We start from the raw sequence: 13,853 nt of genomic DNA on the forward strand, positions 1-13,853 counted from the left end.
CAAACCCCGAACGCCGCCGGCCTGCCGTCCGTTGCCGCGGAGCCGCGTCGCCTTTGCCGTGCCGTCGGTGTCCGTGCCGGCATTCGGGCGTTGCCATCGTCGAAGGGAGGGTGCCGGCATGCACACCGATCCCCACACGCCGGACCTGCGGCCGGACAGCGCCGCCCATCCCCATGGACATCATGCCGTGGGTCATGAGGCGGAGGACGAACGTCCCTACGGCGTCGATCCGGAATTCGTGGAAGAGATCGTCGCCCTGCTGCGCGCCCGCGAACGCGACGCCGTTCTGGCGCGGCTGGAGGAACTGCACGCCGCCGACATCGCCGACCTGATCGAGCAGGCCGATCCGGCCGAGCGCGCCGACCTGATCGACCTGCTGCCGGCGGAGCTGGACGGCGAGGTGCTGTCCTACCTGAACCCGGACCTGCGCGAAGCGCTGATCGAACGGTTCGAACCGCAGGAGCTGGCCGCCGCCGTCGCCGACCTCGACACCGACGACGCCGTCGAGCTGATCGAGGATCTGGACGCGGAGACGCGGGCGCAGATCCTGGCGAACCTGCCCGACGCCGAACGCGCCCTGGTGCAGGAGAACCTGACCTACGACGAGGACAGCGCCGGCCGCATGATGCAGCGAGAGCTGGTCGCGGTGCCGGAATTCTGGACGGTGGGCAAGACCATCGACTTCGTCCGGGCGGCGACCGACACGCTGCCGGAGGACTTCTACGACATCTTCATCGTCGACCCGATGCACCGGGTGGTGGGGGCGGTGCCGCTGTCGCGCCTGCTGCGCCAGCGCCGGGCCGTGCGCATCGCCGATCTGGTCACCGGCGAGGTCGACGCGATCCCCGCCACCATGGAGCGGGCGGAGGTCGCCAACCTGTTCCGCCAATATGCCCTGGTCTCCGCCCCCGTGGTCGATCCTTCCGGCCGGCTGATCGGCGTCATCACCGTCGACGACGTCGTCCGCATCATCGACGAGGAGGCGGAGGACGACCTGCGCAAGCTGAGCGGGTCGGGCGACACCGGCGTGTTCAGCGGCATCGCCGACATCGCCCGCGGCCGTGTCGGCTGGCTGACCGTCAACCTCGCCACCGCTTTCCTGGCGTCGGGCGTCATCTCGCTGTTCGAGGGCACCATCGAGCAGATCGTGGCGCTGGCGGTGCTGATGCCCATCGTCGCCTCCATGGGCGGCAATGCCGGGACCCAGACGCTGACCGTCGTCGTCCGCGCGCTGGCGACGCACGAGCTGTCGTCGGCCAACGCCATGCGGGTGGTGGGCAAGGAACTGCTGGTCGGCCTGATCAACGGCGGCATCTTCGCCGTGATGGTCGGAGTGATCGCGCTGGTCTGGTACGGCCCGATGATCGGCATCGTCATCGGACTCGCCATGATCATCAACCTGGTGGTGGCGGGGCTCAGCGGCGCGCTGATCCCGCTGGGGCTGGAAAAGCTGGGCGTCGATCCCGCGGTGTCCAGCGCGGTGTTCCTGACGACCATCACCGACGTGATCGGCTTCCTGGCCTTCCTGGGGCTGGCGTCGGCGTTCCTGCTGTGAGCGCAGCCCCGGGATGGCTGGGAAGCGGCGCGCCTTACAGGGTGGTGGCGCTGCAGTAGGCCCAGTCCTCGCCCTGGAGCCCGAAGAAGGCGGCGACCGGCTTGGCGCCGGATCGGTCGACGACGACGCGGAACCGGCTGCCGGTGCAGGCGCCCTGGGCCTGCTTGGCGAAGGGCAGCTTGACGTGCTTGGATTCCAGGCAGGCGTCGGACAACTTCGGCGGGGTGGCCGGGCCGTCCACCTTCTTGCCGTTCAGCACCATGTAATAGTTGGTGGCCAGACCGCCCTTGACGTCGGCCTTCACCTCGATCTTGCCGAAGCGCGACTTGTAGAGGCCGGTTTCCTGCTCGCCGTCCGGGGTGCCGGTCGGCAGCGGACGGAAGGAGATGGCGGCACAGGAGGGCGGATCCTTGGCTTCCGCCGGGGTGGAGACCGCGGCGAAAACGGTAAGGCCGCCGGCCAGCAGAAGGGCGGCCTTGCGGGCGGACGGCAGGTTTGCGGACAGCATGGGAAACTCCTTTCGAACCGGTTGGACCGTCATTTCGGCATCACGCAGAAGGTGGTCTGCTGCATCAGGGCGCAGTCCTTCTCCACCCCGCCGTCCAGCATCGACACCTCCACCTGGGTGATGACCAGGGTGCGGCCCGGCTTCACCACGCGGGCGCGGGCGATCATGACGTCGCCCTTGGCCGGCGACATCAGGTTGATCTTGAACTCCACCGCCAGCACCTCCGCCCCGGCGGGCATCAGGCTCAGCGCGGCATAGCCGCCGGCATTGTCGGCCAGCGTGCTGACCATGCCGGCATGGAAGAAGCCGTGCTGCTGCGTCAGGTCGGCGCGGAAGGGCAGCCGCATCTCGCAGAAGCCGGGCTCCATCGCCGCCATCTCGATGCCGAGCGTCCTGCAGATCGGCTGTTGTTCGAAGGACGCGAGGCAGCGCGCCTTCCAGTCGTGGGTACGGGGTTCGAAGGTGGCGGGCACGGTCGGAAGGTCTCCGGCTTGAGGGGCGGTTCGCGACAGCCTGCGTCAGCCGCCGCGCCGGATCAAGCGGCCGATTGGACAACCGCAAGAGGCACGCCCCTTCGCCGTCAGCTGCCGATCAGGCCCATCTGCGGGCTGGAGGGTTCGGCATAGGCGCGCATCGGCATGCGGCCGGCCAGATGGGCGCCGCGCCCGGCAGCGACCGCGTCGCGCATCGCCGCCGCCATCCGCACCGGATCGCGCGCCTTCGACACGGCGGTGTTCAGCAGCACCGCGGCACAGCCCAGTTCCATCGCCAGCGCCGCGTCGGACGCTGTGCCGATGCCGGCATCGAGCACCACCGGCACCGGGCTGCGGGCGCAGATCGTCTCGATGGCGTGCGGGTTGCGGATGCCCAGGCCGGACCCGATGAAGGCGCCCAGCGGCATCACCGCCGCCGCGCCCAGGTCGGCCAGCTTGCGGCAGGTGACGGGATCGTCGTTGCAATAGGGCAGCACGACGAAGCCGTCGTTCACCAATTCCTCGGTCGCGCGCAGCAGCTCCTCCACGTCGGGATAGAGCAGCTCGCGGTCGCCGATGACCTCCAGCTTGATCCAGGGGGTGTCCAGCGCCTCGCGCGACAGCTGGGCGGTCAGCACCGCCTCCTTGGCGGTCATGCAGCCGGCGGTGTTGGGCAGCAGCCCGACCGGGCCGGTCGGCCGCCCGGCGGTGGCGCGGGCCAGCACGTCGACGAGGCTTTCCGAATAACCGTCCAGGCTGATGCGCCGGATCGCCAGCGTGACCAGCTCGCTGCCGCTGGCCTCCAGCGCGTCGAGCATCACCTGCTGGTTCGGATAGCCGGCGGTGCCGAGGAACAGCCGCGAGCCGAAGCCGCGTCCGGCGATGGTGAGGGTGTCGGGGGTGGATTGGGGCATGGTGGGAGCCTTTCAAAGGCCCTCTCCTTCGGCGACCAGCCCGGGGAAATCCCCTCTCTCCCCCCGGGGAAAGGGTCGGGGTGAGGGGGTGCACGGCGGGACCTTTGGGAAAGTCCTGCAGCGCATCCCCCTCACCCTAACCCTCTCCCCAGGGGGGAGAGGGGATTCTTCCCGTGTCGCGGGGCGGGAGAGGGAGGATCAGGGGGTCAGCCGCCCTGGATGGGGCGGACGATTTCCAGGCTGTCGCCGGGCTGGAGCGGGGTCTCAAGCCAGCGGCGGCGGGGAACCACGGCGCCGTTCAGGGCGACGGCGACGCCGGGCGCGCCTGCGGCGATGCCGCGCGCGGCCAGGAGTTCGGCCACCGACGCGGCGGACAGCGGCTCTTCGCGGCCGTTGATGCGGAGGACGGCGCTCATGCGGCGGCTCCCGCCGCAACGAAGCGGTCGGCGGCGAAGGGGCGCAACAGCGGGTCGGTCTCGCCGGTCAGCACCAGCCGGGCGATGCCGTCGGCGGTCACCGGGGTCAGCAGGATGCCGTTGCGGTGGTGGCCGGTGGCGTGGATCAGTCCGGGAATGCCGCTCTCGCCCAGGATCGGCGCGTCGTCGCGGCTGCCGGGGCGGAAACCGGCCCAGGCCTCCTCGATCGGCAGTTCGGCGATGCCGGGCAGCGCGCGCCATGCCCCCTCCAGCAGCGCGAACTGGCCGCCGGCGGTCAGCCGGTCGTCGAAGCCGCGCTCCTCCGTCGTGGCGCCGATCAGCAGACGGCCGTCCAGCCGCGGGATCAGATAGGTGCCGGGCGTCCACACCACATGGCGCAGCAGCGGCAGACGGGCGTCCATGCGCAGGCAGACCATCTGCCCCTTGACCGGCCGCACCGGCGGCTTCGCGGCGGGCGGCAGGCCCGGCACGCCGGCCGACCAGGCCCCGGCGGCCAGAACCACTCGGTCGGCCCGGTGCAGAGTTGCAGCAACACGCACACCAACCGCGCGACCGCCCTCCACCGCCAGAGCCACCTCGCCGCACTGCTCATGCAGGCGGGCACCGGCGGCCAGGGCGGCGCGCTGCAGGGCGGCTGCGACCTTGCGGTTGTCGACCTGATGATCGCCAGCACAGAACAGGGCGCCGGCCACGCCCGGCTGCAGGAAGGGCTCGCGCCGCCGCACCTCGGCCCCGCCCAGCCACTCCACCGGCAGGCCGAGGTCGCGCTGGAAACCGTGCAGGAAGCGGATTTTGGCGGCATCGTCGGCGTTGAGCGCGATGACCATGGTGCCTTCGGTGCGCAGGTCCACCGCCATGCCGCTCGCCGCCTCCAGGTCGCGGGCGAAGTCCGGCCACAGCGCCTGGGAGGCGCGGGTCAGCGGCAGCAGCCCGTCCTCTCCCGGTTCGGTTTCGACGCAGGCGGCCAGCATGCCGCCGGCTGCATGGGTGGCGCCGCGGCCCGCCTGTCCCCGTTCGAACAGATCGACGCGGCAGCCGGCCGACGCCAGCCTCCAGGCGATGGCAAGGCCGATGCAGCCGGCACCGATGACGGCGACGGAGGGACGGATTCCGGAATCGGGAACGGAAAATGGATGCGGATCTGGCGCATGGATCATGCGGCGGCTCCCTTCGCTGGAATTACCCAGACAGGTTCGATGGGTGTGTTCTCAGCCGCGCGACCACCGCACGGCACCCCAGGCCTATGGTTTGCCTTATGCCAATGTTTCGCTGGCCCTACAAGCGGAATCGGCACCCGGCCCATCTGCCCGGCCCATCAAGGCGTGCGACCCCATGCCACGGCTGGATAAGGAGTTCCCCCGATGAGCGAAGCCACCGATCGGGAGCTAAACTATCCGCAAAATTTCCGGTGGCAGGGCGTCGGCGAAACGATCGACGCGGCTGGCATGCGGAATCAAACAAGACGTCCGAGGAATCGCCCGCCATGCTGTCCTTCTTCCGCTCCGACTCCGCGACCGCCGCCTCCGGTACCGTTCCGAATGCTGCCGAGTCCGGCAATACGGCCATCGCGACCGCCGCAGCCGGACCGGCGGAGGCGCCGATCTGCAGCCTCTGCCTGCCGGCCGCACAGATCGGCGCCGCGGCACTGGACGGGCTGGGTTTCGCCGCCGGCGCCCCGGCGCTGGTGGTCGGCTTCGTCTCGCCGCATGTCGATTTTGCGGCCACCGCCCGCGCGGTGCGCTCCGCCCTGCCGCCGGCCACGCAGCTGGTGCTGGTCTCCACCGCGGGCGAGCTGTGCGCGGCGGACGGACAGCCGCTCTACCGCAAGGCCGGCGACCGCTGGGACAGCGTGGTCCTGCAATCCTTCAGCCCGCGCCTGTTCGCGGGGATCAGCATCCATGCCGTCCCGCTGCATTGCGAGGATCTGCGCGGCGGCCGGCCGACCCGTGACGTCCCTGCACGGGTGGAGGTGATCCGCGGCGAACTGGACCGCGTCCGCGTTCCCTTCGCGGTCGACAGCCACGACACGGTGGCGCTGACCTTCATCGACGGGCTGTCGGCCAGCGAAAGCTGGTTCATGGAGGCGGTCTACCGCTCCGGCCATTTCCCCTGCCTGTTCATCGGCGGTTCGGCCGGCGGCACGCTGGACTTCCGCCACACCCGCCTGTTCGACGGCCAGCGCGTGCTGGAGAACTCGGCGCTGACCATCTTCCTGAAGATGGCGCCCGGCATCCGTTACGGCATCTTCAAGTCGCAGAATTTCCGTCCGACCCAGACCCGCTTCGCGGTGGTGGACGCCGACCCGATGCGCCGCATCGTGCGCGGCGTGATCGATCGCGACGGCTTCGAGGTGGTGAGCTTCATCGACGCGCTGGCCAAGGCGCTGCGCTGCAAGCCGCAGGAGCTTCCGGCCAAGCTCGCCAAGAACACCTTCGCCATCGAGATGGAGGGGGAGCTGTTCGTGCGCTCCATCTCCGGCTTCGATTTCGAGAAGGGGGAGGTCGCCTTCTACTGCGACGTCAACCCCGGCGATTCGCTGTGCCTGGTGGAGGCCACCGACTTCGTCCGCCAGACGGAGGACGACCTCGCCGCCTATCTGCGGGACAAGCCGCGGCCGGTGGGCGCCATCCTGAACGACTGCATCCTGCGCCGTCTGAACAACCCGGACCAGCTGTCGCGGGTGCATGCCTTCGACGGGCTGGCTGCCGCCGGCTTCTCCACCTTCGGCGAACTGCTGGGCATCAACATCAACCAGACCCTGTCGGCCTTGATGTTCTTCGAGGTCCCGCCCGGCACCACCTTTTCCGACGACATGGTCGACCGCTTTCCGGTCCATTACGCCCGGTTTCAGAGCTATTTCATCGCCACCCGCTACAACCGGCTTGAGTTGCTGAGCCGCATCCGCAACAGCGTGATCGAGCGGATGCACAGCTACCTCGACGCCCTGGTCACGCTGAACAGCGGCGTCCAGGAAACCGCCAGCTACGCCGCGCGCATCGGCGGCTCCATGTCCGCCATCGAGGCGACGCTGACCCGCCATGCCGGCCTGTTCGAAGGCCACGCCGAACGGAAGGAGGAGCTGGTCCGTGAATTCAGCCAGCTGTCCACCGTGGTGAAGAGCATCGAAAAGGTTCTGTCGGTGATCGACGGCATCGCCAGCCAGACCAACCTGCTGGCGCTGAACGCCACCATCGAGGCGGCGCGGGCCGGCGAGGCGGGGCGGGGCTTCGCGGTGGTCGCGGCGGAGGTGCGCAAGCTGGCCAACGACACCAAGCAGACGCTGGGCGACACCCGCCGCGCCATCGATCAGGTGGTGACCTCCGTCCGCTCGGTCGGCAGCCAGCTGGACGACACCAGCGTCCGCATGGACGAGGCCGCCACCGCCGCCCACGCCCTGCAGACCGACATCAACGCCGTCATCGACGAGGTGGACGGCGCACAGCGGGCCATCGAAGGCCGCCTGTCCGACCTGAACGACCACGCCCGGCGGATGGAGGACATCAACCGCTACATCAGCTTCCTCAAGCAGCTCGACCGCGCCGGCTGAGGGGTGCCTCGAGGGGGCCGAGACTTCTGGACGCGAGTAGCCCTTCTCCCGCAAGGGGAGAGGGGCTTCAAGCGACTGCCGTGCCCTCAGATCGCCAGCGCCTTCACCCGCTCGCGCAGGGTCTGGCGGGCGGCCTCCGCTTCGCCTCGGGCGGTCGTCAGGTCGCGGGCCAGCGCGTCGAGGCGGTTTTCGGCCTCCGCCATCTTCGCCAGCGTGCGCTTGTGCAGGTCGCTGCCGGCCGGCAGGGCCTTCAGGTTCTCACGCAGGCGGTCCTGGTCGGCGATGCGCTCCGCCCGGTCGCGCTCCAGCTCGGCGATGCGGCGCTCCTTCTCGGCGACGGCGGCGCGCAGGCCGGCCAGCGTGGTCAGCGCCTGACGCACCTCCGCGGGCAGTTCGGCCGCGTCGGCGCGGGCGGCGATCTGGTCGGCCGTCAGGTCGGTCAGGACGATCCGCTCCTGCCGCGGCCGTTCCAGCGTGGCGGTCAGCGTCACCGTCTTGCCGGCCGGCACCGCCAGCGGCAGGCGGTAGGCGGCGGCGGTCGCGTCGGGCTTGTTGCCCGCCGGTTCGGCAAGCTCCCAGCCGGGGCGGCGCGGGTGCTCGATGATCAGGCTGCGGTCACCGTCGGGGGCGCCGGCAACGGTGTAGGTGGTGCTCTGCCGGTCGGTCACCGACAGGGTCAGCACACCGTCGGCGATGCTGGCGCGGGACAGACGGCGCCCCGGCTTCTCCTCGCGGTCGATGGTCACCGCCTGATCGACGGCGAAGGACAGCAGCCGGCTGTCGCCCGCCGGCAGCGTCGCCATGCGGGCGTCGCCGACATAAGCGCTGGTTGCAGCACCGGTGCCATCGCTCTTCGAAGCGCGGTCGTAGAAGGTCAGCAGCCCCGGCGGCAAGGCGGTGTCGCCGTCGTTGCGCAGCCGCAGCGAGGCCAGCGGGTGGCGGCCATCGCTGGCGGGCTGGTAAAGTGCCACCCGCTCCACCGGCAGGGCGCGCGCGGCGATCGGCATCATCAGGGTCCCGCCGTTCGGCACGCTGACCGGCTGCGGATAGCGGAACAGCACCTGGGCTCCCTCGGCGGCCCCGGCCTCGGCACTGCGGACGGCGGCGACGGCCGGCGTCCCGGCGGCGGAACCATAGGGCGCCGTTTTCGCCAGCGGCTCGGCCATCGGAGCGGGGGCGGGCGCCATCGGCGTGGGAGCGGCCATGGCGGCGGCCGGCGGCGGCGCGGCCCGCGACGATTCCGCCTGCGGGCGCATCGCCGCGCGGGCATCGTCCAGGGTCACCGTGCCCTCGTCGGCGCTGGGAAGCACCCGGCCGAGGACCTCCACCGGCACTTCCGGCCGCTCGACGAAATATGGCGTGTAGAGCGCCTGGCGCAGGGTGACCGGGTTGCCCGACACCACCGTCAGGTCGACGCCGCGCCAGTCCTCCCCGCTGAGATTCTCCAGCACCGCCCAGCCCTGCAGCGCGCCATTTCCATTCTGTGCCGGCCCATCCTGGGCTTTCCCTTCCTGTGCGGCAGCGCCGTCGGTGCCGAGGCTGAGCCGGTAGGTCGCCTTCCACAGCGGAGTCGCCGCGACATAGCCGACGCGGACCCGGCGCTCGCCGCTCGCCTGCGCATCGCGGGGCGCGTTGCTGTGAACGGTCAGCCGCCGCCGCTCGCGCCGGGCATTGTCCGCCACCGCCGACAGCGCCTTGTCGATCTGGGCCTGCACCGCCGGATCGGTGAAGTGCAGCGTGTCGGCCTCCTCCAGCACCAGCTGGCGCAAGCCCTCGGCGGTCATCAGCGTCACCCGGTGCCGGGTGGCGGTGGCGCCGTCGTTGCCGGGCAGCCGCACCGTCTCCTCGGTCACCGACATCAGGCGGCCGGTCAGCTGGCGCGACCCGCCGGCCGTGACCTCCGCCCCCTGCATGGCGCTCAGCAGCGCGGCGGGAGAGGTCAGGTCGCCTGGCGAGAAGGGCAGTTCGCGGAAGGCGGTGTCCAGCGGCTCCGCCCCGGGCAGGCCGATGGTGCCGACGCCGCCCTTGTCGTCATAGACCACGATGCTCTTCAGCACGTCGTCGACCTGATCGCGCCGCACCTCCAGCGACAGGTCGGCATCGCCGGTCACCGTCGCCTCGTATTCGAAGTAACCGACTCCGCCGGTGGACAGCAGGACCCGCGTCAGCGCCAGCTGCCCGCCCCCCGGTCCGTTGCCACCCGGTCCATTGGCCGCTCCGGTCGCCGCCAGGGCGCCCGGTGCCGCCATCAGCAGGGCGGTGGAGGCGAGAAGGATGGCGCGGGTCATGATGGGTCTCTCCGTTTCTGTGACTCCCGATCACCGGCTTAGGCGTGAAATCGGGCGGGAATAGGGAGAGCGTCGCAGCCCGGCGATCGGGTGCCGGGAGGCAGGATGCCGTCAGGGCGTGGCTGCCAGCCAGCGTTCCATCATCATATGCCACAGCGGTGCGGGAGCCGGCGCGACCGGGCGGGGCAGGGCGGCCGGTCCGCAGGGCGTATGATGGGCTGCATGGTGAGTGGAATGGTGGGCGCAACGCTCTTGCGCCGGACGGCGGTTGCCGTCGGCGGGCAGGCGCCGTGCCGTCCTGGCGGTCGGGGACGGGGCGCGCTGGGGCGGCGCCAGCGGCGCCGGGGCGTTGCAGCCGGGCATGGTCGCGGTCCCTCGCCGTCCGTCAGCCGAACCGGCCGACCGAGCGCGCCGAGTCGAGGTGGCGCCTCGCTTCGCCCAGCAGCAGCCGGTGCTGCGCCAGCGTTTCGCGGACCGACCCGTGCTGTCCATAGACCCGCACCTCGTTCAGCAGGCGATCGGCGCGGTCGAGCAGGGCCAGACGCTCCAGGCAATGATCGACGTTCGACATGGCTGTGCTTCTCCCATCACGGCATGGGTCCGGCGCCCTGCGGCGGGCGGCCGTCCCCTGTTCGATGGTCGGCATTTAAACCGCAGCGTGTTTCTGGTTAATGTCCGTGAAAGGGTGATTTTGTGTCGCCGGTGCAGAATGCGATTTCAACCAACTCATGCGGAAGGCAAGGCGGCCGCAGCCGTTACGGGGTTGTAACGCATTGCGTGGCGCTCGCGCGTGAGATAAGAAGGTTTGGGGAGGTAACAGGCATGCACATTCTCGCGGTCGACGACGATGAGCCGATTCGGGAGCTTTTGGCCTCATATCTGGCAGGTGAAGGCTACCGGGTCACCACGGCGCACGACACCGCGTCGGCCAAGCAGGCCCTGGACGGCGATCCTGTCGACCTCGTGGTCTGCGACCTGCGCCTGCCCGATGGCGACGGACTTGGACTCGTCCGTCAGATCCGCACCGAATCGCAGATCCCCGTCATCATCCTGTCGTCCAAGGACCAGGATGTCGACCGCATCGTCGGGCTGGAGCTGGGCGCCGACGACTACCTGACCAAGCCCTTCAACCCGCGCGAGCTGCTGGCCCGCATCAAGGCGGTGCTGCGCCGCGTTTCCAACGACGCGCGTCCGCCGCGCAACCCGGATGAACTGCGCGCCGTCGTCCAGTTCGCCAACTGGGAACTCGACCTCACCGCCCAGCGCCTGCGCGGGCAGGAGGGGCGCGAGGTGGAGCTGACCAAGGCGGAGTTCGGCCTGCTCGCCGCCTTCGTGAAGCGGCCGCAGCGGGTGCTGACCCGCGACCAGCTGCTCGACCTCACCCGCGTCGACGGGGCGGAGGTGTTCGACCGCTCCATCGACGTGCTGATCCTGCGCCTGCGCCGCAAGATCGAGGCGAACCCGAAGGAACCCCGCATCATCAAGACCGAACGCGGCGCCGGCTATGTCTTCGACGCCAAGGTGCGTACGGTCTGACAGCTCCCGGGCCGGGGAACGGCGATCCTCCCCTCCGATGCTCCCTACGCCCCCTGGACGCTGAATCCCGCCCGCGTTAGCCTTTCCGCAAAACTGCCCAATCAAGCAGCGGAGAGGAAACGCGCGTGCCGGATCCCATCGATTTCTATTTCGACTTCGCCTCGCCCTACGGCTATTTCGCCAGCCTGCGCATCGACGAACTTGCGGCCAAGCATGGCCGCGCCGTCACCTGGCGCCCGGTCCTGCTCGGCGCCATCTTCAAGGTGACGGGCATGAAGCCGAACCTGCAGCAGCCGCTGCGGGGCGAGTATCTGACCCACGACGTCGGCCGCATCGCCCGGCTGACCGGCGCGCCCTTCACTTTCCCCGACTCGGCCCCGGTCAACGGAGTCGCCGCCTCGCGCGCCTTCTACTGGCTGACCGACGAGCATCCCGAGCAGGCGAAGCTGCTGGCCCGCGCGCTTTATCATGCGCATTTCGCCGAAGGGCGCGATATCGGCCCGGCCGAAACGGTGGCGGAGATCGCCGGCCGGACGCTGGGCAGCCTGGGCATCGACCGGGCGGCGGTGACGGCGGCGCTGCAGGACCCCATGGTCAAGGATCGGCTGCGCACGGAAACCGACGATGCGGTGGAGCGCGGCGTCTTCGGCTCTCCTTTCATCATCGTCGACGGCGAGCCCTTCTGGGGCTGGGACCGGCTCGACATGGTCGACCGCTGGCTGTCCACCGGCGGCTGGTGACTGCGAAGGCTCCGCACCTTGTCGCAGCTGCGGAAAACACTGACGGTTGGGGCGGGCAAACCGCTATAACGGTGGAGTAAGACTTTCGTCGTGGCGTCGGCGACGGCGCCAGCTCCAGTTCCGGTTTGCCGCCCCATGGACCAGATCGTTCCCGACCGCCGTCCCCGGACGGCCAGCCCGTCTCCCGCGGCGGCTCCCTCCGGTTCACATGGCGGGGCCCACGGCGGCCCCCATGGCAACCGGGGCGCCTCCAAATCCTGGCTGGGCGGGGCATTGCTGACGGCATTGCTGCTGGGCCTGATCGCGCTGTCGATCCGTTCGGTCTCGGGTAACCTGACCTTCGTCCTGCTGGGGTCGGTCGGCCTGGTGGTCGGCGCCTTCCACTACCTGTTTCCGGGCAGCCAGTTCTTCACGCTGGCGCTGACGAATTTCATCGGCGTCTACGCCTGCATCTTCGTCTTTTTTCTGGAAAGCAATTTCCACAACATCAACCCGCTGACCCAGGCGATCGCCTTCGTGCTGCCGCTGATCGCCTTCCTGGGCGGCGCCTGGTGGCGGGCGGAGGACATCCGGCGGATCGTAATGTCGCGGCGGCTGCGGGAGGGTGGTCATTTCGACCGCATCTTCCTGTGGATGGCGCCGGTCTGGGGCATCGGCGCCCTGACCTTCCTGGTGCCGGGACAGGACATGGAAGCGCAGGCGGTCGGCGCCGTCTTCCTGCTGGCCATGTCGGCCATCGCCGCCATCGTGGCGCTGGTGTCGCGGGACATCGCGATCTTCCTGCTCGATGCCGGCCTGCTGTTCGAAGGCTTCTTCCAGCAATCGTCCCGTCTCGTCCTGCCGGCCTTCGCCTTCCTGACCTTCTATTCGCTCTGCATCATCCTGTTCGGCGCCATCTACACCATCATGGACCGCTTCATGGCGGAGCCGAACTTCGTGATCGAAGGCGTCCGGCGCGACATCAGCTTCGCCGAGGGCATCTATTTTTCCATCGTGACCTTCGCCACGGTCGGCTATGGCGACATCCATCCGGTGTCCGGCCCGGTGCGCCTGATCTGCGGTGTCGAGATCATCATGGGCGTGCTGCTGCTTCTGTTCGGCTTCAGCGCCATCATCGGCCATGCCCGGCCGGTCGGACGCCAGGACCGCAACGATCCTCTCTGAAGGCGGGCGACATTCGCGCATAGCGCGCTATGTTAAGGGCTCTTCCGTTCTTCACGTCAGAGACGTCACAGCCTTCATGCCTCTCCACCTCATCAAGCTCGCCGTCGGTGTCCGCGATCTGGACCATCTGGCGGAGCTTCAGGACCGCCGCGCCACCACCGTTGGCGGTGAGACCCGCATCCCCGTCTACACCCGCCGCCTGCCCAAGCGCGGCGACGAACTGCTGGCCGGCGGTTCGATCTACTGGGTGATCAAGGGCAGCGTCCTGGTCCGCCAGCCGATCCTCGCCATCGATACCGATACGGACGGGGAGGGGGAGAGCTACTGCACCCTGCATCTCGCCGCCGACCGTGTCCCGACGGTGCCGACCGCGCACCGTCCGTTCCAGGGCTGGCGGTACCTGGCGGCGGAGGCCGCTCCCCAGGATCTGTCCGCCGCGGGCGGGTCGGGGGACGAACTGCCGGCCGAGATGGCGGCGGAGTTGCGGGCGCTCGGCCTGCTCTGACGAAACCATCCGTCCGGTCATCCAACATAAAAGTGCAATGGGCGACGAAAAAACCGCTTGCCAGTTTTGGGGGAGGGCGCCTATAACCCGGTCCACCGACGGCGGGGCGCTGAACGACAGCGCGGCGCCGGAGGAGAAACGGAAGCAAGAACAGCAGCTTAGCTGTTTAATCTTCCGGCTTCGACC

14 protein-coding genes and 1 riboswitch are annotated in these 13,853 nt (G+C 69.6%); of the genes, 6 read left to right on the forward strand and 8 right to left on the reverse strand.

Going from position 1 to position 13,853, the window contains the following annotated elements:
• Nucleotides 1–118: 118 nt before the first annotated feature.
• Nucleotides 119–1,555 (forward strand): magnesium transporter, encoded by a 1,437-nt coding sequence (gene mgtE, locus VD964_RS12455; protein ID WP_324868903.1) that lies wholly within the window; start codon nucleotides 119–121, stop codon nucleotides 1,553–1,555.
• A 34-nt stretch (nucleotides 1,556–1,589) separates the two neighbouring features.
• Here mgtE and VD964_RS12460 read toward each other — a convergent pair whose 3' ends face one another.
• The 5 genes from VD964_RS12460 to thiO all read right to left on the reverse strand — a co-directional run bounded on the left by VD964_RS12460 (nucleotide 1,590) and on the right by thiO (nucleotide 5,044).
• Complete coding sequence (locus VD964_RS12460) at nucleotides 1,590–2,063, reverse strand: hypothetical protein (RefSeq protein ID WP_324868904.1); 474 nt, start codon at nucleotides 2,061–2,063, stop codon at nucleotides 1,590–1,592.
• A 29-nt stretch (nucleotides 2,064–2,092) separates the two neighbouring features.
• Nucleotides 2,093–2,536, reverse strand: a complete 444-nt coding sequence (locus VD964_RS12465) for a PaaI family thioesterase (RefSeq protein WP_324868905.1) — start codon at nucleotides 2,534–2,536, stop codon at nucleotides 2,093–2,095.
• Between the two features lie 107 nt (nucleotides 2,537–2,643).
• Entirely contained in the window at nucleotides 2,644–3,450 is an 807-nt protein-coding gene (locus tag VD964_RS12470; protein ID WP_324868906.1) for a thiazole synthase, read from the reverse strand.
• Between the two features lie 206 nt (nucleotides 3,451–3,656).
• Entirely contained in the window at nucleotides 3,657–3,866 is a 210-nt protein-coding gene (gene thiS, locus VD964_RS12475; RefSeq protein WP_324868907.1) for a sulfur carrier protein ThiS, read from the reverse strand.
• On the reverse strand, nucleotides 3,863–5,044 hold the full coding sequence (gene thiO / locus VD964_RS12480) for a glycine oxidase ThiO (protein ID WP_324868908.1): 1,182 nt from the start codon (nucleotides 5,042–5,044) through the stop codon (nucleotides 3,863–3,865). The genes thiS and thiO overlap by 4 nt, the downstream gene beginning before the upstream one ends.
• Nucleotides 5,036–5,135, reverse strand: a riboswitch (TPP riboswitch). It overlaps the preceding gene by 9 nt.
• A 235-nt stretch (nucleotides 5,136–5,370) precedes the next feature.
• On the opposite strand from thiO, the gene VD964_RS12485 reads away from it, so the two are divergent.
• Nucleotides 5,371–7,434, forward strand: a complete 2,064-nt coding sequence (locus tag VD964_RS12485; RefSeq protein WP_324868909.1) for a methyl-accepting chemotaxis protein — start codon at nucleotides 5,371–5,373, stop codon at nucleotides 7,432–7,434.
• 86 nt (nucleotides 7,435–7,520) lie between these two features.
• Here VD964_RS12485 and VD964_RS12490 read toward each other — a convergent pair whose 3' ends face one another.
• The 3 genes from VD964_RS12490 to VD964_RS12500 all read right to left on the reverse strand — a co-directional run bounded on the left by VD964_RS12490 (nucleotide 7,521) and on the right by VD964_RS12500 (nucleotide 10,293).
• The gene (locus tag VD964_RS12490) at nucleotides 7,521–9,722 is read right to left on the reverse strand and encodes a hypothetical protein (RefSeq protein ID WP_324868910.1); all 2,202 of its coding nucleotides are present in this window, start codon (nucleotides 9,720–9,722) and stop codon (nucleotides 7,521–7,523) included.
• A gap of 111 nt (nucleotides 9,723–9,833) precedes the next feature.
• Complete coding sequence (locus VD964_RS12495) at nucleotides 9,834–10,085, reverse strand: hypothetical protein (protein ID WP_324868911.1); 252 nt, start codon at nucleotides 10,083–10,085, stop codon at nucleotides 9,834–9,836.
• 22 nt (nucleotides 10,086–10,107) lie between these two features.
• On the reverse strand, nucleotides 10,108–10,293 hold the full coding sequence (locus VD964_RS12500) for a hypothetical protein (RefSeq protein WP_324868912.1): 186 nt from the start codon (nucleotides 10,291–10,293) through the stop codon (nucleotides 10,108–10,110).
• Nucleotides 10,294–10,544: 251 nt separating this feature from the next.
• On the opposite strand from VD964_RS12500, the gene VD964_RS12505 reads away from it, so the two are divergent.
• From VD964_RS12505 to VD964_RS12520, 4 genes are all read left to right on the forward strand, one after another.
• A complete protein-coding gene (locus VD964_RS12505) occupies nucleotides 10,545–11,258 on the forward strand; it encodes a response regulator (protein WP_194914381.1) in 714 nt (237 codons plus the stop codon).
• Between the two features lie 125 nt (nucleotides 11,259–11,383).
• The gene (locus VD964_RS12510) at nucleotides 11,384–11,998 is read left to right on the forward strand and encodes a 2-hydroxychromene-2-carboxylate isomerase (RefSeq protein WP_324868913.1); all 615 of its coding nucleotides are present in this window, start codon (nucleotides 11,384–11,386) and stop codon (nucleotides 11,996–11,998) included.
• A gap of 135 nt (nucleotides 11,999–12,133) precedes the next feature.
• Nucleotides 12,134–13,162 carry an ion channel gene (locus VD964_RS12515; protein WP_324868914.1) on the forward strand — a complete coding sequence of 343 codons (1,029 nt, stop codon included), beginning with the start codon at nucleotides 12,134–12,136 and terminating at the stop codon, nucleotides 13,160–13,162.
• A gap of 76 nt (nucleotides 13,163–13,238) precedes the next feature.
• Nucleotides 13,239–13,667, forward strand: a complete 429-nt coding sequence (locus VD964_RS12520; protein WP_324868915.1) for a DUF1489 domain-containing protein — start codon at nucleotides 13,239–13,241, stop codon at nucleotides 13,665–13,667.
• Nucleotides 13,668–13,853: the final 186 nt, after the last annotated feature.

Origin of the sequence: Azospirillum sp., from assembly GCF_035628975.1 — a bacterium.
Taxonomy (GTDB): Bacteria; Pseudomonadota; Alphaproteobacteria; order Azospirillales; family Azospirillaceae; genus Azospirillum.

What these genes read in the sequence shown, in the direction of transcription:
- VD964_RS12470 (WP_324868906.1), bottom strand. Translation starts at nt 3,450, where the DNA reads ATGCCCCAATCCACCCCCGACACCCTCACCATCGCCGGACGCGGCTTC.
- VD964_RS12485 (WP_324868909.1), top strand. Translation starts at nt 5,371, where the DNA reads ATGCTGTCCTTCTTCCGCTCCGACTCCGCGACCGCCGCCTCCGGTACC.
- VD964_RS12460 (WP_324868904.1), bottom strand. Translation starts at nt 2,063, where the DNA reads ATGCTGTCCGCAAACCTGCCGTCCGCCCGCAAGGCCGCCCTTCTGCTG.
- thiS (WP_324868907.1), bottom strand. Translation starts at nt 3,866, where the DNA reads ATGAGCGCCGTCCTCCGCATCAACGGCCGCGAAGAGCCGCTGTCCGCC.
- VD964_RS12495 (WP_324868911.1), bottom strand. Translation starts at nt 10,085, where the DNA reads ATGCCCGGCTGCAACGCCCCGGCGCCGCTGGCGCCGCCCCAGCGCGCC.
- VD964_RS12500 (WP_324868912.1), bottom strand. Translation starts at nt 10,293, where the DNA reads ATGTCGAACGTCGATCATTGCCTGGAGCGTCTGGCCCTGCTCGACCGC.
- VD964_RS12520 (WP_324868915.1), top strand. Translation starts at nt 13,239, where the DNA reads ATGCCTCTCCACCTCATCAAGCTCGCCGTCGGTGTCCGCGATCTGGAC.
- VD964_RS12490 (WP_324868910.1), bottom strand. Translation starts at nt 9,722, where the DNA reads ATGACCCGCGCCATCCTTCTCGCCTCCACCGCCCTGCTGATGGCGGCA.
- VD964_RS12505 (WP_194914381.1), top strand. Translation starts at nt 10,545, where the DNA reads ATGCACATTCTCGCGGTCGACGACGATGAGCCGATTCGGGAGCTTTTG.
- mgtE (WP_324868903.1), top strand. Translation starts at nt 119, where the DNA reads ATGCACACCGATCCCCACACGCCGGACCTGCGGCCGGACAGCGCCGCC.
- VD964_RS12515 (WP_324868914.1), top strand. Translation starts at nt 12,134, where the DNA reads ATGGACCAGATCGTTCCCGACCGCCGTCCCCGGACGGCCAGCCCGTCT.
- thiO (WP_324868908.1), bottom strand. Translation starts at nt 5,044, where the DNA reads ATGATCCATGCGCCAGATCCGCATCCATTTTCCGTTCCCGATTCCGGA.